Below are 23,652 nucleotides of genomic sequence, written 5' to 3'. Positions count from 1 at the left end.
GACCTTATCACGCGTGAACGAGTCGTTGGTACGGTAGTCGTTCACGCGTGATAAGGTCCTTCGTGCCGCTTGATGCGCGGAATGTTCAGGATGACAGATGGCTTGAGTATTTGCGAATAGTCTCAGCTACCGAAAGCGCCACACCGGCAGCACCGTACCGGCTGGAAAGACACTCTGCGCGGCTGGCAGCTCTAAAAAGCCGCTGCTGGGGAGCAGGCTGGCTAAGTCGCCGGAGCCGTGGGCGCGCTCGGGCGTGGCCAGTAGCCGGCCATCGGAGGTGCTATGCAGACTCACGAGCAGAAAATGCGTAACAGGCGGGTTGAACGTGAAATCAGCGGCCAGCACAGCATAGGTAGCCTCTAGCTGAGGTAGGGTAGGCTGCTGCACAGCCCGTAGCCACGGCGCGGCGTAGCGGCAATAGTTCACGAATGTAGAAACCGGGTTGCCGGGCAATGCAAACACCACCGCCCCTTGTGGGTGCTGCCCAAACCAAAACGGCTTGCCCGGCCGCTGCTGCACGCCGTGAAACAGCTGCTCTACGCCTGCCTCGGCCAGCGCCGCGGGTAGAAAATCAGCTTTGCCCATTGATACGCCGCCGCTTAGCAGCACCGCGTCGTACTGGTGCAGCAGTGGCGGCAGGCCCTGGCGCAAGGCTTCGGGGTCATCATTGAAGTGAAACCGCTCGGCCCGGCCGCCGGCCTGCCATACGGCCGCTTGCAGCATATAGGAGTTGGAGCGCCTGATCTGGTAGGGTAGGGGTGCCTGGTCCAGCTCCACCAGCTCGTCGCCAGTACTGACCACGGCCACGTGCGGGCGTTGCGCCACCACTAGATGGGTAGCGCCTACCGTGGCGGCCACGGCCACCTCGGCTGGTCCCAGCAGCGTGCCCTCAGGCAGCAGCACGTCGCCCTGGTGTCGGTCGGACGCCTGGACGTGCACGTTGTGTCCGGCTTTGGGTGGCAGCACGCGCACAGTAGCCACACGGCGGCCGTCGGTGTGCTCGGCTATGTCTACGTCCTCGTAGCGCACCACCGTATCGGCGCCGGGCGGCAGCATGGCCCCGGTCATGATTTCGAGGGTGGTAGCGGGGTTGGTGAGAGGGGTAGGGGACTGACCGGCAAACTGCATCCCCACTACCTCAAACTGCGTTTGGCCCTGCGCAACGGCCGCGTAGCTGAGCGCAATGCCGTCCATTGCCACCCGGTTGAAGGGCGGAAAGTCGCGGTCAGCGGTTACGGCCTCCCGTAGTATCCGACCGAGTGCATCGGGAAGAGGCAGCCGCTCCACTGGCAGTGAGCGAACAGTGGACAGGACCAGGCGAGTAGCTTCTTCAACAGTCGTCATGGGGCAGAGATGAAGCGCGAAGCGTTACTTCGCGTATAGGTGATAGACCCTGTGCAGCAAGCACAATGGTAGAACCAGACGATTTGCGTTTGGTTTGGTTATACTGGTTCCTACCCGCAAGGTCTGCCAGGCAGCGCGAAGCCCTGGCCCGGCACTGCTTTTTTAGTTGTTCAACTTTCGTTATAAACCGCGGCAGCACGTGCTGCGTCCATGCTATGTCCGATTCATCTAAACTTACCCACCTCAACGCAGCTGGTCAGCCGGCTATGGTTGATGTGGGTGGCAAAACCGCTACCCGCCGCGTGGCCCGTGCCCGCAGCATCGTGGTGGTAGGCTCCGAAATCCTGAAACTGGTGCAGGATGGCGACCTGCCTACCCGCAAAGGTCCCGTATTTCAAACGGCTATTCTGGCCGGCATCATGGGAGCCAAGCGCACCTCGGAGTTGATTCCGCTGTGCCACCCGCTGGGCCTCGACGACTGCCAGGTGCGCATAGAGGTGCAGCAGCCCGACGCCGTTATTATTGAGTGCACGGCCTCCGTAACCGGCAAAACCGGCGTGGAGATGGAAGCCTTAACCGGTGCTTCCGTAGCGGCCCTCACTATCTACGACATGTGCAAAGCCTTGTCGCACAACATCATCATTCAGGAAACGCGCCTGCTGGAAAAGACGGGCGGCAAACAGGATTTTCATCATGCCGACTAACACTGCGTCTGACAAGGGCCTACCCGCCCCGCACGCCAAGCACGCCGCCCTGGCCCGCCCCGCCACCGGCGAGTTCAACCGCCAGGAGCTGGCCATTCTGGGCGCGCCCTGTGGTGTGATTAAAGATTTGGTAGCGCGCCTGTTGCCCCACCTGTCGCCTACCCTGCACGCCGCCTACGTGGATGCCGACCACGCCACCGGCGACGAAGCTGCCCCCGCCGACACGCTGCTAACAGTAGGCGCCAGCGCCGAGCTAACCGACAAAATTCACTTCCGCCGCCTCGACGCGCAGCGCGGTCTGGACAAGTTTGCGCAGCAGCACTGGCTGGGTGCCCAAAGCTTGGTGTTTGTCAACGGCAACCATTTCCGCGCACAGCAGCAGATTGCCATCATCAGCACGAAAAAGCCGCTGGAAAAGAAGCTCGACCGCCTCACCGATGTGCAGCTACTCTTGCTGAGCGAAGGCGAAACAGAACTGCCCCCCTACCTACAAGCGCACCTGGGCGAGCGGCAGCCCACTATTCTGGCCCTCGACGACACCGTTGCCATTGCCGATTGGGTGCAGCAGTGGTGGCAGGCCAGTGCGCCGCCCCTGCGCGGCTTGGTGCTGGCCGGCGGCCACAGTCAGCGCATGCAAACCGATAAAGGCCAGCTGCGCTACCACGGCCAGGAGCAGCGCCAGTATGCCGCTGGCCTGCTGGCTGAGGTGTGCCAGGACGTGTTCGTGTCGTGCCGCGCCGACCAGGCCAACACTCTACCCACCGGCCTCACGCCCCTACCCGATCAGTTCCTGGACCTCGGCCCTATGGGCGGCATCCTCACCGCCTTCCGCCACGACCCCAATGCCGCCTGGCTGGTAGTGGCCTGCGACCTGCCTTTTCTCTCCACTGAAACCCTGCGCCACCTAGTATCGCACCGCCACGCCGGCCGCGTGGCCACGGCCTACCAAAGTCCGCACAACGAGTGGCCCGAGCCGCTCATCACCATTTGGGAGCCGCGCAGCTACGCTGTGCTGTTGCAGTTTTTGGCGCTGGGTTACTCTTGCCCACGCAAGGCGCTCATCAACAGCGAAATTCAGCTCCTAATGCCTCCTGCCCCGCAGGATTTGCGCAACATCAATACTCCCCAAGAACGCGAAGCCGCCGAGCGCGAGCTAGGGTAGGGGCGCCTTATAGGCGTCTACTGTTGTAAGATTTAGTTTGCTAAAACAGGCCCTGTACTGGTGAGCTGTCTCATCAGTACAGGGCCTGTTGCTTGGTATCTCTACCCAGTGCAGGCGACAGGCTGCTCTATAAAAAGTATAGTATATCTGTCACCTTCTACTATCTTCCTGACTCTATGTAGCATACCTATATTCATTTCTTTCTATGAAGCTACCCTACCTCGCGCTGGCATTGCACTTAGGCTGCGCTACCACTTCTCTGGCGCAAACAACGGCGCCAGCCTCCACCTATGACTTCGAGTATGCCAACGGGCGGTTGCCTGCTACGTGGTACACCAACGACGGTAAAGGCTACCGCGTCACGCTCGACTCGGCGGTGCGCCACCAAGGCAAGTATGCGCTGCGGATGCAGGATAGCCAAGCCAAGGAAGGTCAGTTCGGCGTGGCTACGTTGCGCATCCCGGCGCAATACGCGGGTAAATCGGTTACGCTGAAGGGCTTTATCAAAACGGAGGGCGTGTCGGAGCAGGGCTCTGCGGCAATTTGGCTGCGGGAAGATGGCCCAAACGGCTCCGTGGCTTTCAAAAACACCCAGGACCAGCGCACGCGGGGCACTTCTGACTGGAAGCAGTTCAGCATCACGCTGCCCTTGGACGAACAAGCCGAATATATCCTGTTCGGTGGTATCCTGGCGGGTACCGGCACCGCGTGGTTTGATGACCTGGAGCTGACCATTGATGGTAAACCCCTACCGGCTGTTGCCACACGAACTGCGGCTATCAAGCCCGCGGCGCAAGACACTGCGTTTCTGAGTGGTTCCGGCATCACGTTTCCCGACAAGCTCACGCAACAGCAGGTAGAAAATCTGGCAGTACTGGGCCGGGTGTGGGGCTTTGTGAAGTATTACCACCCGGCCGTGGCGGCCGGCAACTTCAACATGGATGTCGAGCTGTTTCGGGTGCTACCTTCCGTATTGGTGGCGCCCAACGAGAAAACCCGTAGCCAGTTGCTGAGTGCTTGGGTAACCAAGTTTGGTGCAGTGCCCGCGTGCAAATCGTGCAAGGAGCTGCCCGCCGATAAGGTGCGCCTGCAACCCGATCTGGCGTGGCTAACGGATGAAAAGCAGCTCGGCAAGGAGTTGCGTACCCAACTCGCCTACCTGCGCCAAAACCGCAACCAGGGCGCGCACTACTACATAAATACGGCTCCGAACGTAGGCAATCCGGTATTTCAGCACGAAACAGCATATGAGCGCGTCGAAACCCCCGATGCCGGGCTGCGCCTGCTGGCACTCTACCGCTTCTGGAACATGGTTGACTATTTCTTTCCCTACCGCTATGCCATTGGGGAAGACTGGCAACAAGTGCTGCCGGAGTTCATACCCAAGCTGACCAGCAGCAGCACGGCCGAGCAATATCGCCTCACCTTACAGGCACTCATTGCCCGCATCCACGATTCGCATGCTGGTATCCAAAATGATAAGGTGTTGAACGAGTACAAAGGCAACTTATATGCGCCGGTTCGTCTTCGCTTCGTGGAAAACCAAGCTGTGGTGACTGACTACTACAATGCTGCCCTTGGAAAGGAATCAGGTCTGCAACTGGGCGACGTGGTGGTGAAAATCGACGGCGTGCCGGTGCCAGAACTAATAAAAAAGTGGCAACCTATTGCCCCAGCTTCCAACGAGTCGGCCCAACTGCGCGACATTGCTAAATTACTGCTGCGCGGGCATACCGAAAAGGTGCCTATAGTTGTGCGCCGCGACGGCAAGGAATTTCCGGTGACCATCACCCGCTACGAGGGCGCAAAGCTCAATTTGAAGATGGACTGGGGCACGCCGGACACAGAGGCCTCGGCTTGGCGCCTGCTGCCGGGCAACATTGGTTACCTCGCGCTGGGTACCATAAAGAAAAGTAAGCTGCCGGAAATTATGCGGGCTGCTAAGGAAACCAAAGGTCTCATTATCGATATTCGTAATTACCCGGCTGAGTTTGTAGTGGCGCCTTTGTCGCAGTACCTGGTCCGTAAATCCACACCATTTGCGTTTTTCAGTGGGCCAGATGTTACGTATCCGGGGCGTTTTCCTATCGCGCAACCGGAATATGTACGGTCGGGAATAGGCCAGTTCTACCCCGGAAAGGTGGTTGTCTTGGTCAATGAAATCTCGCAGAGTCAGGCCGAGTATACTACTATGGCCCTGCGCACGGCCCCCAATGCCACTGTTATCGGCAGCACTACGGCTGGCGCCGACGGCAACGTGTCCACCATCATCCTGCCTGGCGGCATTTCTACCTGGATTACCGGTCTGGGCGTGTATTACCCCGATGGCCGCGAAACCCAACGCGTTGGCATTGTGCCCGATATCGAGGTGAAACCCACCATCCAAGGTATCAAAGAGGGTAGGGACGAACTGCTGGAAAGAGCCGTGCAGCTGATTGAAACGGCTGGGTAGCGCTCATGGCTATGTCATCCTGAGCATGCCGCGCATCAAGCGGCGACGAAGGACCTTCTCACAGTAGAACAAGTCGTTGGTACGATGGTCGTTCTACCGTGAGAAGGTCCTTCGCTGTGCTCAGAAAGATAGGGGTAGGAGGGCAAGAATTTTCACTTCTTGCCCTCCTACCCCCTTACTCTCCTACCCTACCTACGGGTGGGCTGCTACCCACGTGGTGCCATCTTCGTAAAATTCTTTCTTCCAGATGGGTACCACCTGCTTCAACGTGTCGATGATGTACTGGCAGGCAGCAAACGACTCGGCACGGTGGGGGGTAGACACGGCTACAATCACGGCCACGTCGCCGATGTACAGAGTGCCTTTGCGGTGGATGACGACCACCTGGCGCAACATGGGCCATTTTTCCTGGGCCTGCTCGGCTACTTTGCGCAGCTGGTGCAGGGCCATGCTGTCGTAGGCTTCGTAATCGAGGCGCACCACGCGGCGGCCGGTGCTCTGGTTGCGCACCGTGCCAATAAAGGAGTTGACCGCCCCGGCACCGTCGTCCTCGGCCAGTTGCAGAGCGTTAGTGATGTCAATGGGCTGGTCGGTGAGGTCGATGTGCATTTGGGTGTAGGTAGTGTCCAGATAAAGATATTGCTTACCCGCCGCTCACGGGTGGAATCAAAGCAATTTCGTCGCGCTCGTGCAGGGCGGTGTCGTCGGTGGCGTAGTCGTTATTCACGGCCACGGCCAGGCTGCTGAGCTTGCCCAGCGCGGGGTACTGCTGGCGCAGCTCCGCAAGTAAATTTTGCACCGATTTGCCGTCAGGCGTGGTCAGCTCCAGGGTAGGCCGGCCCACAATCTCGCGGGTGATGCCGAAGAGGGCAATGGTTAATTTCATTGGGCGAAAGAATGAACAAAGCAACTGTTTTGTTGCTTAACTAGTACCTGCAAAAGAAGCCTACCCGCTTTTTGTTCCAATAGTTGTCCTTGTCGGCATCGGCGAGGCGTTTTCGCATTCCTTCATGTCCGTTACTCCTACTGTTCTCTACGATTCGCACGGCCGGCCGCTGGAGTACGTGCGCCTGGCCGTAACGGACCGCTGCAATCTGCGCTGCTTCTACTGCATGCCCGAAGAAGGCATCCAATACGTGCCCCGCCAGGAGCTGCTGACCTATGAGGAAATGACGCGCCTGGTAACGCTGCTGGCCGGCTTGGGCGTGCGCAAAGTACGCCTCACCGGCGGCGAGCCATTTGTGCGGCGCGGCTTGATGGGCTTCATCGAGCAGCTCACGCACATCCACGGTATCAACGATATCAGCCTGACCACCAACGGCGTGCTTACGGCACCGCACGTGCCGGAGTTGGCCCGTATGGGCGTGCGCGCCGTCAACCTAAGCCTGGACACGCTGGACCGTGCGCGCTTCCACCAAATTACGCGCCGCGACGAGCTGCCGCAGGTATTGGATACGTTCTACGCGCTGCTGGCCGCGGGTATTCGCGTGAAAATCAACGCGGTGGTGATGGACGGGCAGAACATTCAGGACCTGGTGCCACTGGCCGAGCTGACCCGCGACCTACCCGTGGAAATGCGCTTCATTGAGGAAATGCCGTTCAATGGCGGCAGCCACGCCGCTACCCTTCCCTGGAACCACCGCCGCATTCGGGAGCATCTGGAGCAGCATTTTGGCGCGTTCACGCCGCTGCCTACGCCCGTGGGCGCCACGGCCAGCGAATATAGCGTGGCCGGCCATCAGGGTACTATTGGCATCATTGCGGCTTACTCGCGCACATTCTGCGGCACTTGCAACCGCATCCGCCTCACGGCCGAAGGCGGTCTCAAAACCTGCCTCTACGACCAAGGCGTGCTCGACATCCGGGCTATGCTGCGCGGCGGCTCTTCCGATGCTGACATCGTAGCGGCCCTCACCAACGCCTTCCGCTACCGCGCCGCCAACGGCTTCGAGGCCGAAAGCCAGCGCCCCCTGCACCAGCTCAGCTTCGAGTCGATGTCGACCATTGGGGGGTAGGGTGAAGGCAATACTGCCCAAAATCCATCAGCACCCAAAACAACAGAGCCACTCCAAGCGGAGTGGCTCTGTTAGTATAAGAACGCAGTGCCTACTTCAGCACCTCAGCGGCCTGCCGGCATACATCGCGGGCAATAGCCAGGTTCGTGTCGCGAGAGTTTACTACTAAGTAGATAAACTTCTTGCCATCCTCCGTGATGTTGAGCAGGTGCAGCTGGTTGGTGAGGCTGATGAGGATGTCATCAATCTTTTCACCCGACAGCTTCAGAGCCGTCATGGCCTTCTGCTTTTGCTTTACCACTTCGGTGTTGTAGGCAGCAGCCGTTTCGGGGTTCAGGTTGGGCGTGTTGGAGTGCGACGCCAGGGCCATGCCCGATTGAATATCCACAACGGCAACGGCCATCAGGCCAGGTAGCGAGTCGAGGATGCTTTGTACCGATTGACCAGCAGGAGTGTTCGTAGAGTAAGCCATAGTATGCTACCTGAAATGTGAGTGAAAAACAAGGTGAGATGAAGACCGGCAGCGTTCTGAATCAGCGGGTTAGGCTGCTTTTCTGCTGCTGCATAGGCTCATGCAAGGATGAAGCCGTGCCGGCCCGCCCAGCACGCCTTTTTGCTGACTTGCGCCTTTTTTGCAGCGAACGGTCGGGTTTTTAGAGCGAACGGGAATAGCGGCGTTTGCCCGGATACACAGTGCTCGTTCACCAACCGAAATCAACGGCGCCCTTTTCTTCTTATGCAAAGGCTATGGTGATGTGGCGCGGCGCGGCAAGCAGCTCGGCCAACTTCTGCACCCAAGTAGGAGTACACCTACTCTGTTTCATGCTTAGCCGCTGCAGCCTATGACGGATTTATGGTATCGAGTGCCAGTTTTTCTACTGGGTTTGTTTGTGGTAATCAGTACAGTACAGGCGGCCATCCGCTCGTTTGTGCTGCCGCGTAGCGAGTCGGTGCGCATCAACAAATGGGCGCTGGCGCTGGTGCGCTACCTGTTTGATACAGTAGCTGCCCTCGGCAAAACGTACGCCCAGCGCGACCGGGTAATGGCGCTGTATGCACCAGTGGGCCTCATCACCATTCCGCTGGTGTGCTTGGCACTGGTGGCCGCCGGGTACACCGCCATGTACTGGGCACTGGGTAGGGGCGATGTAGCTACCTGCTTCCGTTTGAGCAACAACGTGTTGCTCACGCTGGGTACCAGCAATCCGCCCAAGTCTCTGCTGATCAGTACGCTCTCGTACTCCGAGGCTGCGCTGGGGCTCCTGCTCATCACCTTGCTGATTTCCTATATTCCTACCATGTACCAGGCGTTTTCAGAGCGCGAATCGGTGGTAGCGCAACTGGAACTGCGGGCGGGCACCAACCGGTCGGCCACGGACTTGGTGTGTTGGCTGGAGCGCGCCGATGAGCCCAGCGACAACGACACGGAGTGGAACACGTGGGCGCAGTGGTTTCTGGCGTTGGAAGAACAACAAACCTCGTTGCCCATGCTCACGTTTTTCCGGTCGCCGCAGCCGGGGCGCTCCTGGGTCACGGCCGCCGATATCATTCTGGATGCCGCGGCTTTGATGATGAGTGCCGTAGAGCGCAAGCCCAGCCGCTACCAGGATCTGTGCTTCCGGGCCGGGTGCCTTTCTCTCAATCGGATTATGCGGTATTTTCGCGACCAATCGAACACGCATACGGCTTCCTGGATCAAGGGCGAACAGCCCGTAACGCCGCCCGATCAGGAAAGCTACCGCAAAAGCTTGGTGCGCCTGCGCGAGGTAGGCATACCCATCGTGGCGGATGAGGACGCGGCGTGGCGGGCTTACGTGCAACTGCGCACGCATTACCGCGAAGCCGTGGAGTATCTGGCACGCCTCACCATCTCACCCGATTTGCACGCCTTAGAAGTGGAGCAAACAGAGAATAAGTAGAATTTTATATAGAAGATATGCTGAATACAGGCATCTTTGCGGGTGTAAAGTTGACCGCAGGGTAGCGGCGCCTTTTTCATCTGCCTGGTATGAACAAACGAATTCTCCTGATTGGGTACAACTACGCCCCCGAACCCACTGGCATCGGTAAGTACAGTGGGGAGATGATGGCGTGGTTTGCCGACAATGGCTACGACTGCTCTGTGGTAACGGCCTACCCTTACTATCCCTACTGGCAGGTGCAGGAGCCGTATGTGAAAAACAGATTTTGGTACAAAACTGAGCAAGAGACAACCGACAAAGGCAGCCGCCTTACGGTGCACCGCTGCCCCATGTATGTGCCCGCCAAACCTACTGGCCTTAAGCGCATTTTGCTTGATTTTTCTTTCCTACTGACGGCCGGCGCCAAGGTGGTGCAGCTGCTTTTCGGGAAGAAGTTTGACTACGTGGTGACGGTGGTGCCCTCCTTTCAGTTTGGGCTGCTGGGCGTGCTCTACAAGAAAATTCGGGGGGGCAAGATGGCCTACCACATTCAGGACTTGCAGATCGAGGCCGCCCGCGACCTGCAGATGATCAAGTCGCCGAAGGTGATTGACCTGCTGTTTGGCGTGGAGCGCTACATCTTCGGGCGCTGCGACCTGATTACCAGCGTGGGTGAAGGCATGGTGCGCAAGGTGCAGGAGAAGACCGACAAGCCCGTGCACCTGTTCCTCAACTGGACCGATACCACCCGCTTCTACCCCCTACCCAACAAGGCCCCCCTGCGCGAGGCCCTGGGCTTTGCTGCCAACGACCAGCTGCTGCTCTACTCGGGCGCCATTGGCGAAAAACAAGGTCTGGAAGCCATCTTGCAAGCAGCCAATGAGTTTCGGGCGCAGCCCCGGCTGAAGTTCATCATCTGCGGCTCGGGACCCTACAAGGCGAAGCTACAGGCGCTGGCCGAGCAGATGCAGCTGCACAACCTGTTTTTCCTACCCTTGCAGCCCATCGAAACGTTCAACCAGTTCCTGAACGCCGCCGATGTGCACCTCATCATTCAGAAAGCCAACGCCGGCGACCTAGTGATGCCTTCTAAGCTCACCACGGTGCTGGCCGTGGGAGGCGTGGCCGTCATCACCTCCAACCCCGGCTCAGGCATGCATGGTCTGGTGCAAGAGCATCACATGGGCATTCTGATAGAAGCTGAAAATCAACAAGCCCTGAACGATGGTATTGCCGCGGCTATAGCTCAGGATACCGCCCAGTACAGCCAAAACGCCCGCCGCTACGCCGAGCAGCACTTGTCGCTGGAAGGAGTGATGCGCGGCTACGAGCAACTGTTGCTGACGAGCTAGCGCCGCAGGTTGTCCGTTGGTCCGATACTGGAAGCGTTCGAACAGCGGAAAATCTGCAAACTTGTGCCCGGTAAAAGAGGTTAGGATACTACACGCATCATTTCCTACCCCTTCACCCCGTGCAAGCCTTCCTACCCCCCACCAGCTACGAGTACGCAACCGTGCAGAAGGTAACGGCCGGGCACGGCATCACCTCTGCCACCGACGTGCTGGCCGCCGAAGAGCCCTTGGAAATCAGGGTAGGCTATGGGCCGACGGATGCCCGTGAGCACCGCACGTTGGCCATTACCATGCGCACGCCCGGCCACGACTTCGAGCTGGCTGCGGGTTTCCTGCTCACCGAGGGCATCATCCGGAGCCGGCAGGAACTGAACGGCGTGCTTTACTGCCCCGATGTGACCAAGGAGGAGGAGCGCGAAAACGTGGTGCGCGCCGAGCTGGCTACCTCCGTACCTGTGGATCTGCCGCGCCTGGAGCGCCACTTCTACACCAGCAGCAGCTGCGGGGTGTGCGGCAAAACCAGCATCGACGCAGTGCACGCCAGTAGCTGCCCCGTGCTACCAACGGATGGTCCCTACCTGGCGGCCAGCATCATCCACGAATTGCCCGAGCGGCAGCGGGCGGCGCAGGAAGTATTTGAGCAAACGGGCGGCTTGCACGCAGCGGCGCTGTTTTCGCCCACTGGCGAGTTGCGCCTGCTGCGCGAAGACGTGGGCCGCCACAACGCCCTCGATAAAGCTATTGGGGCAGCCCTACTCGCAGAGCAACTGCCCCTGCACGATACCGTGCTGCTAGTAAGCGGCCGGGCCTCGTTCGAGCTAGTTCAGAAAGCCGCCGTAGCGGGCATCCCAGTGCTGGCTGCCGTGGGCGCCCCCAGCAGCCTGGCCGTGCAAGCGGCCCACAACTTCGGCATGACGCTACTGGGCTTCGTACGCCAGCAGCGATATAATATCTACTCTCACCCGTGGCGGATTAAAAGTGAAATGAACTTATGAGTAGTGAAGTTGTGAATGAAAAATCATCTGTCATCCTGAGCGGAGCGAAGGACCTTCTTACGTTAAAACGACCATCGTACCGACAACTCGTTCTAGCGTGAGAAGGTCCTTCGCTCCGCTCAGGATGACAGACGCTTTTAACACACTATTTACAATTTCACCACCTTACTACTCTACCACTCGCTGCTCACCACTTTACCCTTTCCACCCATGAAGCTCCGTTTTGAAGATAATACACTGCGTTTGCGCCTTTCGGCGGAAGAGGTAGCGGCCTTTGGCGAAAGCGGGCATTTAGTATCGCATGTGCCGCTGGCACCCGGTCCTGAAGGTACGCTCACCTACGCCTTGCAACGAGCCTCCGACGACTCCACGGCTGCGGCGGAAGCCCTGCGTGTGGCTTACTTACCCGGCCACCTCACGGTATTGGTGCCCGAAACAATAGCGCGCAATTGGGTTGCGTCCGAAGAAATCAGTCTTTCTGCTACCCTACATGTAGCCGATGCTGTCGAGTTGCGTATATTAGTAGAGAAGGACTTGGGCTGTCGGCACTAGCGCGCGGGCGGCTTTTCCTACCTACCTGAATCTAAACCACCCAAGATTGTAATGGAAGAATCACCGAAAAGCAACCCGGCGAAGGCTGGCAAAAGCGAGCAACAGAAGGCCGAAAATGCCCCCAAAAGTGGCGAGCGTCCGGACCAGGGCGAGGCACCTGCTCCCGACCACTACCGCCCCGACCCCCAGGGCGAACGGGACCAGACGCCCATCCCTGCCCCCGATGTAGCCGGCGCTAAGTTCAAGCATCCTATTCTGGCCCAGCCACCCGAAGCCCTCACGGGCCTGAAGCTGGATGCGCCATCGAAGGTAGCGGCGGGCGTTACGGCCGTTATCAAATCGATGGAGTTTAGCTGGAGCGAAGGCGGGGTAGGGCGCGGCACCAAGGCGCTGCTCGGCCTCAATCAGAAAGACGGTTTCGACTGCTCTAGCTGCGCCTGGCCCGACCCAGACCACCACCGCTCGGTGGCGGAGTTTTGCGAGAACGGCGCCAAAGCCACCGCCTCCGACGCCGACGACAAAGCTGCCGGCCCTGAGTTCTTTGCCAAACACAGCCTGGCCGAACTCTCGCGTATGACCGACCGCGACCAGAACAACACCGGCCGCCTCACGCACCCGTTAATAAAGCGCCCCGGCGGCACGCACTACGAGCCCATTGAGTGGCCCGAAGTGTTCAATATCATAGCCCAGGAGCTAAACGCGCTGGAGTCGCCGGACGAGGCTATTTTCTATACGTCGGGTAAGATTCCGAACGAGCCAGCATTCTTGTTCCAGCTGTTTGCCAAAATGCTGGGCACCAACAACCTGCCCGACTGCTCCAACATGTGCCACGAGAGCAGCGGCGCGGCTCTGTCTACTACCGTTGGGCTAGGCAAAGGCTCTGTTACGCTGAATGACATTCACGAAGCGGAGGTAATTATGATTATCGGGCAGAATCCCGGTACCAACCACCCGCGTATGCTATCGGCGTTGCAAGAGGCCAAGCGCAATGGTGCCAAGATTATCAGCGTAAACCCCTTGCTGGAAGCGGGCCTCAACCACTTCAAGAACCCGCAGGATTTCATGAATCCGCTGCTGGCGCTGGGGGCGTTGCTCGGCAACGGCACACCCATCACTGACGTGTTTCTGCAAGTGCGTGTGGATGGCGACATGGCCCTACTACGCGGCTTGATGAAGCACCTGCTGGCCGCCGAGGAGTTGAATCCGGGCCAGGTGGTCGACCACGAGTTCATTGCCAAATACACCGAGGGCTACGACGCCGTGGTGGAAAATATCCGGAACACCAGCTGGGAGGATATTGAGGAGCTGAGCGGCTGCTCGCGCGAGCAATTGCTGGAAGCTGCCAACTTGTTGGCGCACAAAAAGAAGATTATTGCTTGCTGGGCCATGGGCCTCACGCAGCAGCGCCAGGGTGTGCAAACCATTCAGGAACTGGTAAACCTGCTCCTGATGAAAGGTGCCATTGGCAAACCTGGCGCAGGCACCTGCCCGGTGCGCGGCCACTCCAACGTGCAGGGCGACCGGACCATGGGCGTATGGGAACAGCCTACCAAGGAGTTCCAGGATTCGCTGGCGAAGGAGTTCAACTTCCAGCCGCCCTACGAGCACGGCCTCGATACCGTGGACAGCATCAAGGCTATGTATCATGGTAGAAGCAAGGTGTTCTTCAGCCTGGGCGGCAACTTGCTGGCGGCGGGGCCTGACACGGAGGTTATTGCCGAAGGGATGCGCAAGCAGCGCCTCACGGTGTTTGTGGGTACCAAGCTCAACCGCGGCCACCTCACCACTGGCGAGACCAGTCTGCTGCTCCCTACCTTCGCGCACGTCGACATCGACATGCAGAAATCGGGTCACCAGATGACTTCCTGCGAAAACTCGATGGGTGTGGTCAGCCAGAACAAGGGTATCCTGGTGCCGCTGGCAGGTCAGATGATGAGCGAAGTAGCCATCTTGTGCGGTGTGGCCATTGCTACCTTCGGCGGCAAAATCAACATCGACGATTGGGTGGCCATGACGGAGAACTACGATGTTATCCGTGACCATATCAGCCGTGTGATTCCGGGCTTCGAGAACTTCAACGAGAAGCTGCGCCGTCCGGGCGGATTCTACCTCCCCAATGGCCCCCGCGACCGGAAGTTCACGACCAAAAATGGTAAGGCCAACTTCACCAAAACGGAGTTGGAGAAATACCACCTGGAGCCCGACCAGCTGGTGCTGATGACCGTGCGTAGCCACGACCAGTTCAATACCACTATCTACGACTACAACGACCGGTACCGGGGCATCCACGGCGAGCGGCGCGTGCTGTTCATGAACGAGCAGGATATGGCCGACCGCGGCCTGGAGGCCAAGCAGCTCATCGACATCACGAGCCATTACAAAGGTGACACCCGCACGGTGGAGAAGTTCCTGGCTATTCCATACAACATTCCACGTGGCAACGTGTCGGCCTACTTCCCTGAGGCCAACCCGCTGGTACCCGTGGCCAGCGTGGCTAAGGTTAGCAACACGCCTACCTCCAAGTACGTGGTGGTAACGGTAGTAGCCTCTGAAGCGGTGAAGCAAACGCAAAAGGCCAAGCCGGAAGCGGTAGAGGCGTAAGAATGACTCATAAGAAGCCCGTCCACGCATCGTGTGGACGGGCTTCTTGTTTTTATACAATAAGTGTAAAACTGAATTTCGACAGATTACCGTGAGGTAACACAGCTTATATTAGCGTGCTTGAAATTCGCTATATATGAAGTTGCTGTATCTTTCATCCTTATTATTAACGCTGTTAAGCATTAACGCGTACGCCCAACTTCCTGCCTACCAACATTCCGTAAGCATTGGTTTCGAACGAGTAGGATTGGACGCTCCTGATGACATTGGTAACCGCTATTTGGGACGTTACGCCCGGCATTTAGCCAAAAACCGACTCATGGTAGAGGCTGGGTTAGGCTACATGAGTGTTTTGAATCGACGCAATCTCCCTATGAATGATTATTTCGTCGATGGAAAGCGCCGAAAGCGAGTGACGGGCGACTTAACGCTGTCCTTTGACTTTCTGAAAACATTGCGTCACGCTTTCAGAATAGGCGTTGGTCCCTCCTTATGGTACCGAAAAGATCAAATACTTGATAGCGGAAGATTCACCATCGGCTCAGATGGGAGTATTTCTAATCTGCAAGTGAAATGGCATACAGAAGAGCAAGTCAACTATGGCTTCAATGTGCTCATCGAGTACGAATACGCCATTACGAAACACCTGACGCTAGCGCCCAGAGTGTCCTTCGTCAGCCTGGAAAGAGCCGGGCCAAGCTCTATCTACGGCCTGAATGTAGGGTATCGTCTGCTGAAGTAATCCTGTACTAAGCAAGACACGCTTCCTTCAAATGCCTGGTGGTAAGGGTGGTAGGGTCAGAAGTCGCAAAAGGCCAAGCCGGAAACGGTAGAGGCGTAGATAGAATTTAGTAAACACAAAGAGGCCCGACCGTTTTCACGGTCGGGCCTCTTTGTTGTGTAGGGTAGGAGGCTTAGAACGGATACCCAATGGCAATATTCAGCCTAGCGGCTTTGAAACCCGGTTCCTGTCTACGATACCTAAATGCACTGTCTGGGTCATTAGGATCTATGTTTGGGTCATTAGGATCTAGCTTTATATCCACGTTGCTGTAGGGGTAGCGCAGAGGGTAGGCCGCATCCAGGCGAATTACAAAAAACTGGACATCAACGCGCAAACCCACACCGGCGCCCACTGCCATTTGCTTGAGGAAGGAGTTGAACTGAAACTGTCCGTTCTGCCCATCCAGGTTGCCGTTGCTGTCATAGGTAGGGCGGCTGGGGTCGGCATTGACCAACCACACGTTACCGGCATCCACGAACACAGCGCCCTTCACGTACGGGAACAAATCCTGACGGTATTCTACGTTAGCTTCCAGCTTAATATCACCCACTTGGTCATAGAAGCCACTAGCTTCTTCAGCAGTAGTGCGGTAAGTGCCCGGGCCCACGCCACGGGCGTTGAAGGCGCGCACGCTGTTGGGGCCACCAATACCGTACTGCTTGAGGTAGGGGAGTACATTGGAGTTGCCATAGGGCATGCCTACCCCAATGAGTAGGCGCGTAGCCAGCTTGTTGCCGCTGGTGGCACTGGAAGCGACGCGGTAGTAGTTGCGGAACTCCAGATTCACCTGCGTGTACTGCGAATAGGGCTGGTTGAACAGGGTGTACGCGCGCTGGCCCCCAGGCAGATCGGTTTTAGATGCTCCTGTGGCACTCTGAATCAGGGATGCCAGATTGCCCGAGAGGTTTATCCCGCCGCTAAAGTAAAACTGATTGCGCCGCTTTTCGAGCACTTGCTGGTTGTACGTGTAGAGGTAGCTGCTACCCAGGATAAATTGCTGCCGGAAGCTTTGCTCCAGAAACGGCCGCTCTTCCAAAAGCCGCTGGAATACATCCTGCGTGTTGCTCAGGCGGTTGTATTGCAGGTCGATAGGTTGCAGTTGCTGCTCATTGGTAATTTTAGTTTTCCAAGTGTAGCCGTAGCCCAGGTTAAAGACGTCCTGCTGGAAATACTTGGTGCGTATCACTCGCTTATAGCCCGCGTTGAAGAAGGTACGCGGCTGAAAATCAGAGTTGACTAGACGGATATTAAACGGTGGTGTGATGAGGCGCGGCACCAGCAGCTGGGCGTCTACCCCAAACTGCGTGGAAGTAACGCCCGACAACGCGCCCTGCCCCGTTTCGAAGGAAGCATTGGCATTGATGAGCAGCTGCTCGGCCCCACGCAGTGCCGAACGGTTGCGGTATTGCAGCACGAAAGCCGGCCCGGTAAAGATGTTGGACGTATTCATCTGCACCTCCGCGCGCAGCGACTTCTTCGCTACCTGCGTCATGCGTACCAGCGAGTTCAGGTGCCCGTAGCCCGCCGAGTCGGGTACGTTGCGGGTAGGGCGGTACGTGATGTCTACGTACTTGAACGTGCCCAAGCTCATTAGGCGGCTTAGCGTCTGGTCGGAGCGCCGACGACGGTACACGCTGTCGGGGTACAGGAAGACGGTGTTGACAATGGACTTCGCCTTAAACACGTCCTCGTCGGGGTAGTACCGGTAGCCCCGGTAGATAATGGGTGGTTTGCGGTCCGTGGTATCCGCCAGGTTGAAGTCGGTATTCAGGCTCACCCGGTTCAGAACATAGGGCTTTGAGGCGTTGGGCGGCGTGGTGTCCTTCACCTTCAGGTACACGTTGGCCTGGTTGTCCAAGGTGCTGTCTACCTGAAACAAAATGTAGTCGGGCGAGAAGTAGTAGTAGCCGTTGTTCTTCAGCGCGGCATCAATGCGGGTACGCTCATTAATGAAGGTTTGCAGGTTGTAGGGGTCGCCTACCTTCAGCAGCGTGCCTGGTGCCGTGGCCCGAATGGCTGCGTCGAGCATGTCTTCGCGCTCAGGAAAGTGAATCTCCTTGATGAGGTAGGGCTTGCCTACATAAGCAGTATAGTCTACCGAAGCCAACTGCCCTTTCTCCTTCACCTTGCTGTGCACAACGGGCTTGAAATAGCCATTGTTGTTCAAGCGGTTTGCCATCAGGTCTTGCACCCGCTGGGTGTCTACCTGGGTCAGCAGCACCGGTTTCTCGCCGTACTTATTGGCCAACCAGTGGCCCAAGCCCTTGGTTTTGCCCTCGCCCATGTGCCAGAAGTAGAGCTTCGGGCGCATCCCCAGAATAGAGCTGTTGGGCTTGGGGGTGATAACGCTGGTGAGCTGAGTTTGCAGCGCGTCTTCGTTCGGAATTTTGCTATCCGACTTCATCTCGACGGTACTGCCCGTGTAGAGCTTGGCACCTTCGGGAATGTATTTGGTGCCGCTGCAACTGGCCACAAAAAGTCCGAAAGCCACCATACTCCCGCGGAGCGGCCACCAAAAACGACTAGAGCGCGGAGAATGATTACTCAAAAGCACAGAAATAAAATGCGGTGAATACTACTAAACGGGAGGGGCAAACTGTCCACCAAGCTACCGCGCACGGGCGGCCGAGTCGCGGCGCGCCACGGTACGCGTGGAGTCGCGGCGCTGGGGCGCCACGGTCCGACGGGTAGAGTCCTGCTCCATTTTCTTGTTTTCCTTGTCCTGACGGCGGCGCTGCTTGCTTTCGGCTTTCACATCCTTGTCGATGCCCTTAAACAGGTCAGCCAGGTTTTGGTAGTCGCGCTGGAAAATCAGCGAGGCACCATTGCGCACATATTGCCCGTCAATGTCGCCATAGGCGTTGTTGCGGTAGGCGCGTAGACGCAGGCGCCCATTGGCGAGGATGTTGTATTCCACGCTCACGTCGCCGGCAAAGGCACTCACGTTTTGCTGGCCCTGCGAGGCCTGGTTGCCACCCGCCAGCGGTACATCGGTACCCAAGCGCACCGTCAGGCGGTTGTTGAGCAGCTGGCGACGCACGGCCACGTTGAGGTCGGTGCGGCTGCCTTGGGTGCCATTTTCGTTGAACTGCGACTGCGAGTTCACCCCAAGCTCTACGCCCAGGTTGGAGAGGTAGCTGCCCGTTAGGTTGTTGAGTTGCTGGGTGAGTACCTGGCTAGCCGAACCGCGCAACTGATCTTCCACAATGCTGCCGCCCGACGATTGGAACGGGTCATCGGCCATAAAGCGACCTAGCACCAGCAACGAGAACACCTGCTTGTTTAGCTCGCTTGTGCTGCTGGGTTGACGCAATTGAGCCAGACGGTTCTCGATGGGCGTCCGCAGCTGGTCTGCTCCACGGGCATCCTCTGGCAGCTCAATGTTGAAGTCGATAGCAGGCTTTAGCATCTCACCTCTCACGTTCAGGAACACTTGGAAGGGTAGGGTGTTGCGAGCCAAATTCTTCAGATTTTCGTCGTTGCTACCCTGCGAGGACAGCAGCTCAGCCGGTGCAGCCCGGATGTTGTAGATGGCCGAAATGCCAAGCTGGGCGTTGTACGGGTCGCCGCTCCAGGTGATGGTGCTACCCTCCGCAATTTCAAAGTCGCGCTCCACCAAGTCGTAAAGCGACATGTGGTATTGTCCCTCTTTCACAGCTAAGCCCCCACTCAGCGTGATGGTGCCCGCAGGGTCAATGGCCGTGTTCAGCGTGCCCGAGGCCCGTACCCGCAGGTTGTCGCCCGAAATAGGGTCAATAATCAGCGTGAAGGGCGTTTCGTCGGTGATGGTGATGGTAGCGGCAATATCAAAACCCGAGGCTGTCTTCACCGAATCGACTTTCACCTGTCGCGCCAGCATGGTATCCAGCGGGGCGCTTCTGTCGATGAATTCTACAATGCCTTCGCTTTCTACTTTGTCGGCCTCGTCGTTGGGCACTACCACCGTCAGGGCCGATGGTTCGATAACCGTGGCTGTCGTCCGCACGCGGGGTAGGTTCAGGTCGCCGGTGATGCGCGTATCGGAGTCTACTACCAGCTTGCCGTAGTACAGCTCATTGTCTTTGGCATTGCTTTGCACCGCAATAAACTTGTCGGTTACGGCCCGCAGCTGGAAGCGGTAGTCGTCGATGTAGTTTTGCGTGAGCACGTAGCCATTCACCACAGCCGTGTTGCGCAGCGAGTCCAGAATGGTGAAGTTGTCGAAACGAATACCCCGGTCGTCAAACACCAGGCTTTCGTTGGGTAGGGTGAAGGGCGAGCCAAGCTGGGTGATGCGGAAGCCCGCATCGTTGGTGTTCAGGCTACCCCGAATCTGCGGCGCATCGGTAGTGCCCTTGATGCTCATTTGGCCTGTGAGGTAGCCGCTCATATCCCTGATTTCGCCGGCTGCAAAGGGCTCAGCGGTAGCTAGGTTCAGGCGGTTTACGTTCACGTTAATGTCCAGCGCGCCGCTGGCGAGGTAGGCGCCGGTGGCGCGCACGTCGTTGTTGTTGGGACCACCCGTCAGGCGTGCATCCACTTCGTAGCGGTCGGCGGTAGGGTTGGTGGCTTTCAGCGACACGTCCCCAATCACCGATTTATTGTAGGCCAGCTGGCTAAGGTTGGCATCTGCCGTGAAGGCCATCGTGGGCTGACCGATGGCTTTCACCACGGCTTCGCCGTTCAGCAGGCCGCCCACCAAAGAGTCCTGCAAGCCGCCGGCCGTCGCTAGCATGTTCAGGTCGAGGTTTTGGAGACGGGCTTGCAGAGGGTAGTCGGCGCCGGGTAGGGTTTGCAGGGCAATCAGCTGGTTGCCCTGGCTTAGGTTCACATTTTCGGCCCGAATAGCACCGCTGTTCAAATTGTAGGCAATGGAGTTGTTGGGCGCCACGGTCCACTGCTGATTGTTCAGCACCAGCTTGGGGTCGAAACTAAAGGAGTAGGCGTCGCCCTCTTCGAGCACTTGTAGGATGCCGGCCAGATCCAGCTTGGTGGCACTGTCGCGTTCGGCAATGCGCAGGTGGGTGCCTACCTTGTTGTCAGCTATGCTACCCTTGAGGGTAGGGTTGGGTAGGCGCAAGGTAGTGTCCTGCGCTATTTGGTTGAGGCGTACGGCATAGTCCAGCTTCTGCGGGTCCGACGACACGTTCAGGCGCAGCGAGTCCAGGCGGTAGCCTGTGTATTCAATCACCGGAATGCTAGCATTCATCGACAGGTTGGCTGTTTCGCTGTTGAACCCGCCCGTCAGTTTGAAGGGTGAAAGCTGCTTCAGATCAGGCACCATAGCCGTCACAATGCGCGGGTCGAGCAGGCTCACATCAAACGTAAATTCCCGGTTGGGGCCACCTGCCCGATAGCGCACGCCCGGCAGGTCGAAATACCGGTCAATGTGCTCCTGGAGCACCGTGGCCACGTCACCCAGCGGCGTGTTGCCGGCTAGGTTGGCTGACGCCAGATTAGAGTTGAACGCCAGCTCCGTGCGGCCCGGCTGCTGCACCAGACTGCCGCTCAATGTATCAATCACAATGGGCTGATTGTCGCGCACGATAGCCAGTTTGCTGCCCGAGAAGGTACCATTGATGGTGTTGGCATCGGCCCCCGTAAGGTTGGCGCGCAGGTTGCCTTGCACCCGCAGGTCGCCGCCAGTATAGAAGCCCAGCTTGGTCAGGTTGGCGCCCTGAATGTTGGCATCTACCGAGTAGGCTGGCACATTGGCATTGCGCAGGTTCACCACGGCATCCAGGTTGAAGGCCAAGTTGGCGTCCCGCTCACTGCGGGCCGTAATGTCGTATTTGTTGCGGTCGATATCGACGGTGGCGTTGATATCCTGGTAGACGTAGCCCTGGTAGCCGGCGCGCTGCACGTTGGCTATCAGTTTGCCACGCATGGTGGCAGGGTCGAGGCCGCGGCCGTTGAAGCGGCCGTTTGCCGTAACGCTACCAATGGTGGGGTCGCGCAATACCTTACCTACGTTGAAGTTTTGTACGTTGAAGCGGGCCGCAACTGGCTCCTGCCCGGCCGGACCGGGTTGCATGTTCACCACAGCTGTGGCGTTGCCGTAGGTGGTTTGTACCTTTAAATCAGTATCAAACACCATGGCCGTGGGCCTACCCTTGAAGGTGCCCGATACGGCAATATTGGGGGGTAGGGAGTAGCCCGCCGGAATAGTGCTCTTCGGCACTAGGCTCCGGATATCGGCATCAGTAGTCGTGAACTTCTGTACGTCAAAATCGGTGTACAGGCGGCGGTCCGTTTCGGGCAAGCCCTGGATGCGGCCGCTAGCAACCACCTGCGTGTTGCGGAAGCCCACAAAGTTCAGGTTGCGAATGCGCAGGTCACCCACGCGGCCATCCACCTGTCCGCTAATCAGCACCGACTGGTTGGGGCCGGTGGTGAAGGGTGGGGTGCTGGCAATGTCGGGGTAGAGGTAGATAACGTCGCGGAAGCCAATGCGGGTGTCGCGCAGGTCGCCCTCAATCTTGAGGTTGGCAATGTCGTCGGCAATGCCGCCTAGGCTCTGGTAACCCATCGCCAGCGTACGCCGGATGCGGGTGTTAGGCGTCACTAGGTCAAGGTTGTCCAAACGCGTCTGCACCGAATCGAATATCACGTCAGCCTCAGCATGATTGATCTGAAAACCACTTTGCTCCTTGCCTTTCAGCTCGTTGATGCGACCAGTGGTGCTGTTTTCGGTGTAGACTAGGTTGTCGGTGTTCAGAGCCAGGTCCGTGAAGCTCAAATGGTTGTAGTCCATGGCCGGCATGCGCGACCGGAGCTTAGGCTCGTTGAAGTTGTCAAACTTCACATCTAGGCCGCTGATGTCGGACTTTTTCAGCGTCACGGCCCAGCTGGTCGAGTCACCGGTGGCTTGCGTCACAGCGCTGTCCAGGTCACGCACAGCCTCGGCCGGATTGATGGTGCGTTGCTCGGTGGGTACGTCCGGGTTTTGGGCGTAGGCAAAGCTGCTGTTCTTGAGCACCAACGAGTTCAATGCCACCCGGCTATTAATCAAGTCGATGTTGTCGGCGGTTACTTCAGCCTGCCCAATTTTTGTGTTGATGTACTGCCCCGCGGGGTCGTCCTGGTACACCAGGCTCACGGCATCCAGTGCCACCTTATTCATGTCGAAGGTGAGGGTAAGCGGCTCGGAGGGCGTATCCGGTGTTAGTTTGGTCTTGCGAATATTGAAGCTGGCGCGGCTCAGGCTGGCATTGTCGACGCGGTAGATGGAGTTGTCCACGTCTACCTCGTCCATGTTCACGGCCAACTCGCCTACCCGACTGCGCACATTCATACCGTCTACCTGGTCCTGGTAGGTCAGGAAGATGTTGGTGAGGCGAACATCGCCGATGTTGTACGTGAAGCCGCCCGTGGTATCGGCGGGGGTAGTAGTAGCGGTATCGCCTGAGGCAAAAGCCGCCGTGATGTAGTCGAAATTGAACGCGCTGTCGGGCTCGGTGCGGGTGATGTGCACGGTGCCGTCGTTCAGCTCCAATGAGCTAAGATTAATCTGCGACTTGGTGAGGCTCCATAAATCCAGGTCGACGCCCAGATGGCCCACCGATACCAGGGTGTCGCCCTTTTGGTCTTCCAGATACACCCCATCTAGGCTGATGGCGTGCTTGAAGTCCGTACGAAACTTGTTGATGCGCACTTCCGTGCCAATCTTATTTTGCAGGTAGGAAGCGGCTTTATTGGCAGCAAAATCCTGCACCCCCGGAAACTGTAAGGCTACGACTACACCTATAATAAGGAGCAGTATAAAAGCCAATAGACCAAGGATTCCATAAAGGATACGACGGGCGAACGTA

Annotated in this window: 16 protein-coding genes; 10 read left to right on the top strand and 6 right to left on the bottom strand. The window is 57.9% G+C overall.

The genetic code is table 11. The features are described 5' to 3' along the window. Positions 1-126: 126 nt before the first annotated feature. A complete protein-coding gene (locus MUN82_RS16835) occupies positions 127-1,344 on the bottom strand; it encodes a molybdopterin molybdotransferase MoeA (protein ID WP_245092328.1) in 1,218 nt (405 codons plus the stop codon). Between the two features lie 215 nt (positions 1,345-1,559). Here MUN82_RS16835 and moaC point away from each other — a divergent pair, with 215 nt between their 5' ends. From moaC to MUN82_RS16820, 3 genes are all read left to right on the top strand, one after another. Then, positions 1,560-2,048: a cyclic pyranopterin monophosphate synthase MoaC gene (gene moaC / locus MUN82_RS16830; RefSeq protein ID WP_245092326.1), complete on the top strand. Its 489-nt coding sequence runs from the start codon at positions 1,560-1,562 to the stop codon at positions 2,046-2,048. Then, positions 2,038-3,210 (top strand): NTP transferase domain-containing protein, encoded by a 1,173-nt coding sequence (locus MUN82_RS16825; RefSeq protein ID WP_245092324.1) that lies wholly within the window; start codon positions 2,038-2,040, stop codon positions 3,208-3,210. The genes moaC and MUN82_RS16825 overlap by 11 nt, the downstream gene beginning before the upstream one ends. Before the next feature lie 205 nt (positions 3,211-3,415). Then, positions 3,416-5,662 carry a S41 family peptidase gene (locus tag MUN82_RS16820; RefSeq protein ID WP_245092322.1) on the top strand — a complete coding sequence of 749 codons (2,247 nt, stop codon included), beginning with the start codon at positions 3,416-3,418 and terminating at the stop codon, positions 5,660-5,662. 192 nt (positions 5,663-5,854) lie between these two features. On the opposite strand, the gene MUN82_RS16815 is transcribed toward MUN82_RS16820, so the two are convergent. Together MUN82_RS16815 and moaD are read right to left on the bottom strand one after the other, a co-directional pair. Next, entirely contained in the window at positions 5,855-6,271 is a 417-nt protein-coding gene (locus MUN82_RS16815) for a molybdenum cofactor biosynthesis protein MoaE (protein ID WP_245092320.1), read from the bottom strand. 34 nt (positions 6,272-6,305) lie between these two features. Continuing rightward, the gene (gene moaD / locus MUN82_RS16810) at positions 6,306-6,548 is read right to left on the bottom strand and encodes a molybdopterin converting factor subunit 1 (RefSeq protein WP_245092318.1); all 243 of its coding nucleotides are present in this window, start codon (positions 6,546-6,548) and stop codon (positions 6,306-6,308) included. 124 nt (positions 6,549-6,672) lie between these two features. Between moaD and moaA the strand changes: the two genes are divergently transcribed. Next, entirely contained in the window at positions 6,673-7,677 is a 1,005-nt protein-coding gene (moaA, locus tag MUN82_RS16805) for a GTP 3',8-cyclase MoaA (protein WP_245092316.1), read from the top strand. A gap of 91 nt (positions 7,678-7,768) precedes the next feature. Here moaA and MUN82_RS16800 read toward each other — a convergent pair whose 3' ends face one another. Further along, positions 7,769-8,149, bottom strand: a complete 381-nt coding sequence (locus tag MUN82_RS16800; RefSeq protein ID WP_187318730.1) for a hypothetical protein — start codon at positions 8,147-8,149, stop codon at positions 7,769-7,771. A gap of 391 nt (positions 8,150-8,540) precedes the next feature. On the opposite strand from MUN82_RS16800, the gene MUN82_RS16795 reads away from it, so the two are divergent. The 6 genes from MUN82_RS16795 to MUN82_RS16770 all read left to right on the top strand — a co-directional run bounded on the left by MUN82_RS16795 (position 8,541) and on the right by MUN82_RS16770 (position 15,820). Beyond that, positions 8,541-9,596, top strand: coding sequence for a hypothetical protein (locus tag MUN82_RS16795; RefSeq protein ID WP_245092314.1), 1,056 nt, complete (start codon positions 8,541-8,543; stop codon positions 9,594-9,596). Between the two features lie 89 nt (positions 9,597-9,685). Then, positions 9,686-10,930: a WcaI family glycosyltransferase gene (locus MUN82_RS16790; protein WP_245092312.1), complete on the top strand. Its 1,245-nt coding sequence runs from the start codon at positions 9,686-9,688 to the stop codon at positions 10,928-10,930. Between the two features lie 119 nt (positions 10,931-11,049). Continuing rightward, positions 11,050-11,925 carry a formate dehydrogenase accessory sulfurtransferase FdhD gene (gene fdhD / locus MUN82_RS16785; protein ID WP_245092310.1) on the top strand — a complete coding sequence of 292 codons (876 nt, stop codon included), beginning with the start codon at positions 11,050-11,052 and terminating at the stop codon, positions 11,923-11,925. 210 nt (positions 11,926-12,135) lie between these two features. After that, positions 12,136-12,477 (top strand): DUF7009 family protein, encoded by a 342-nt coding sequence (locus MUN82_RS16780; protein WP_245092308.1) that lies wholly within the window; start codon positions 12,136-12,138, stop codon positions 12,475-12,477. A gap of 51 nt (positions 12,478-12,528) precedes the next feature. After that, entirely contained in the window at positions 12,529-15,078 is a 2,550-nt protein-coding gene (locus MUN82_RS16775) for an FdhF/YdeP family oxidoreductase (RefSeq protein WP_245092307.1), read from the top strand. 136 nt (positions 15,079-15,214) lie between these two features. After that, a complete protein-coding gene (locus tag MUN82_RS16770; protein ID WP_245092306.1) occupies positions 15,215-15,820 on the top strand; it encodes a hypothetical protein in 606 nt (201 codons plus the stop codon). A 172-nt stretch (positions 15,821-15,992) separates the two neighbouring features. Here MUN82_RS16770 and tamL read toward each other — a convergent pair whose 3' ends face one another. Together tamL and MUN82_RS16760 are read right to left on the bottom strand one after the other, a co-directional pair. Beyond that, on the bottom strand, positions 15,993-18,356 hold the full coding sequence (gene tamL / locus MUN82_RS16765; protein ID WP_245092305.1) for a translocation and assembly module lipoprotein TamL: 2,364 nt from the start codon (positions 18,354-18,356) through the stop codon (positions 15,993-15,995). A 114-nt stretch (positions 18,357-18,470) separates the two neighbouring features. Continuing rightward, positions 18,471-23,612 (bottom strand): translocation/assembly module TamB domain-containing protein, encoded by a 5,142-nt coding sequence (locus tag MUN82_RS16760; protein WP_245092304.1) that lies wholly within the window; start codon positions 23,610-23,612, stop codon positions 18,471-18,473. Positions 23,613-23,652: the final 40 nt, after the last annotated feature.

Origin of the sequence: Hymenobacter aerilatus (assembly GCF_022921095.1) — a bacterium.
Taxonomy (GTDB): Bacteria; Bacteroidota; Bacteroidia; order Cytophagales; family Hymenobacteraceae; genus Hymenobacter; species Hymenobacter aerilatus.
This window is presented reverse-complemented; position numbering and strand designations above follow the sequence as displayed.

Excerpts from the sequence above, each read along its gene's own strand:
- MUN82_RS16775 (WP_245092307.1), top strand. The coding sequence starts at position 12,529 with ATGGAAGAATCACCGAAAAGCAACCCGGCGAAGGCTGGCAAAAGCGAG.
- MUN82_RS16790 (WP_245092312.1), top strand. The coding sequence starts at position 9,686 with ATGAACAAACGAATTCTCCTGATTGGGTACAACTACGCCCCCGAACCC.
- MUN82_RS16815 (WP_245092320.1), bottom strand. The coding sequence starts at position 6,271 with ATGCACATCGACCTCACCGACCAGCCCATTGACATCACTAACGCTCTG.
- MUN82_RS16825 (WP_245092324.1), top strand. The coding sequence starts at position 2,038 with ATGCCGACTAACACTGCGTCTGACAAGGGCCTACCCGCCCCGCACGCC.
- tamL (WP_245092305.1), bottom strand. The coding sequence starts at position 18,356 with ATGGTGGCTTTCGGACTTTTTGTGGCCAGTTGCAGCGGCACCAAATAC.
- MUN82_RS16770 (WP_245092306.1), top strand. The coding sequence starts at position 15,215 with ATGAAGTTGCTGTATCTTTCATCCTTATTATTAACGCTGTTAAGCATT.
- moaC (WP_245092326.1), top strand. The coding sequence starts at position 1,560 with ATGTCCGATTCATCTAAACTTACCCACCTCAACGCAGCTGGTCAGCCG.
- MUN82_RS16780 (WP_245092308.1), top strand. The coding sequence starts at position 12,136 with ATGAAGCTCCGTTTTGAAGATAATACACTGCGTTTGCGCCTTTCGGCG.
- moaA (WP_245092316.1), top strand. The coding sequence starts at position 6,673 with ATGTCCGTTACTCCTACTGTTCTCTACGATTCGCACGGCCGGCCGCTG.
- MUN82_RS16800 (WP_187318730.1), bottom strand. The coding sequence starts at position 8,149 with ATGGCTTACTCTACGAACACTCCTGCTGGTCAATCGGTACAAAGCATC.
- moaD (WP_245092318.1), bottom strand. The coding sequence starts at position 6,548 with ATGAAATTAACCATTGCCCTCTTCGGCATCACCCGCGAGATTGTGGGC.
- MUN82_RS16820 (WP_245092322.1), top strand. The coding sequence starts at position 3,416 with ATGAAGCTACCCTACCTCGCGCTGGCATTGCACTTAGGCTGCGCTACC.
- MUN82_RS16835 (WP_245092328.1), bottom strand. The coding sequence starts at position 1,344 with ATGACGACTGTTGAAGAAGCTACTCGCCTGGTCCTGTCCACTGTTCGC.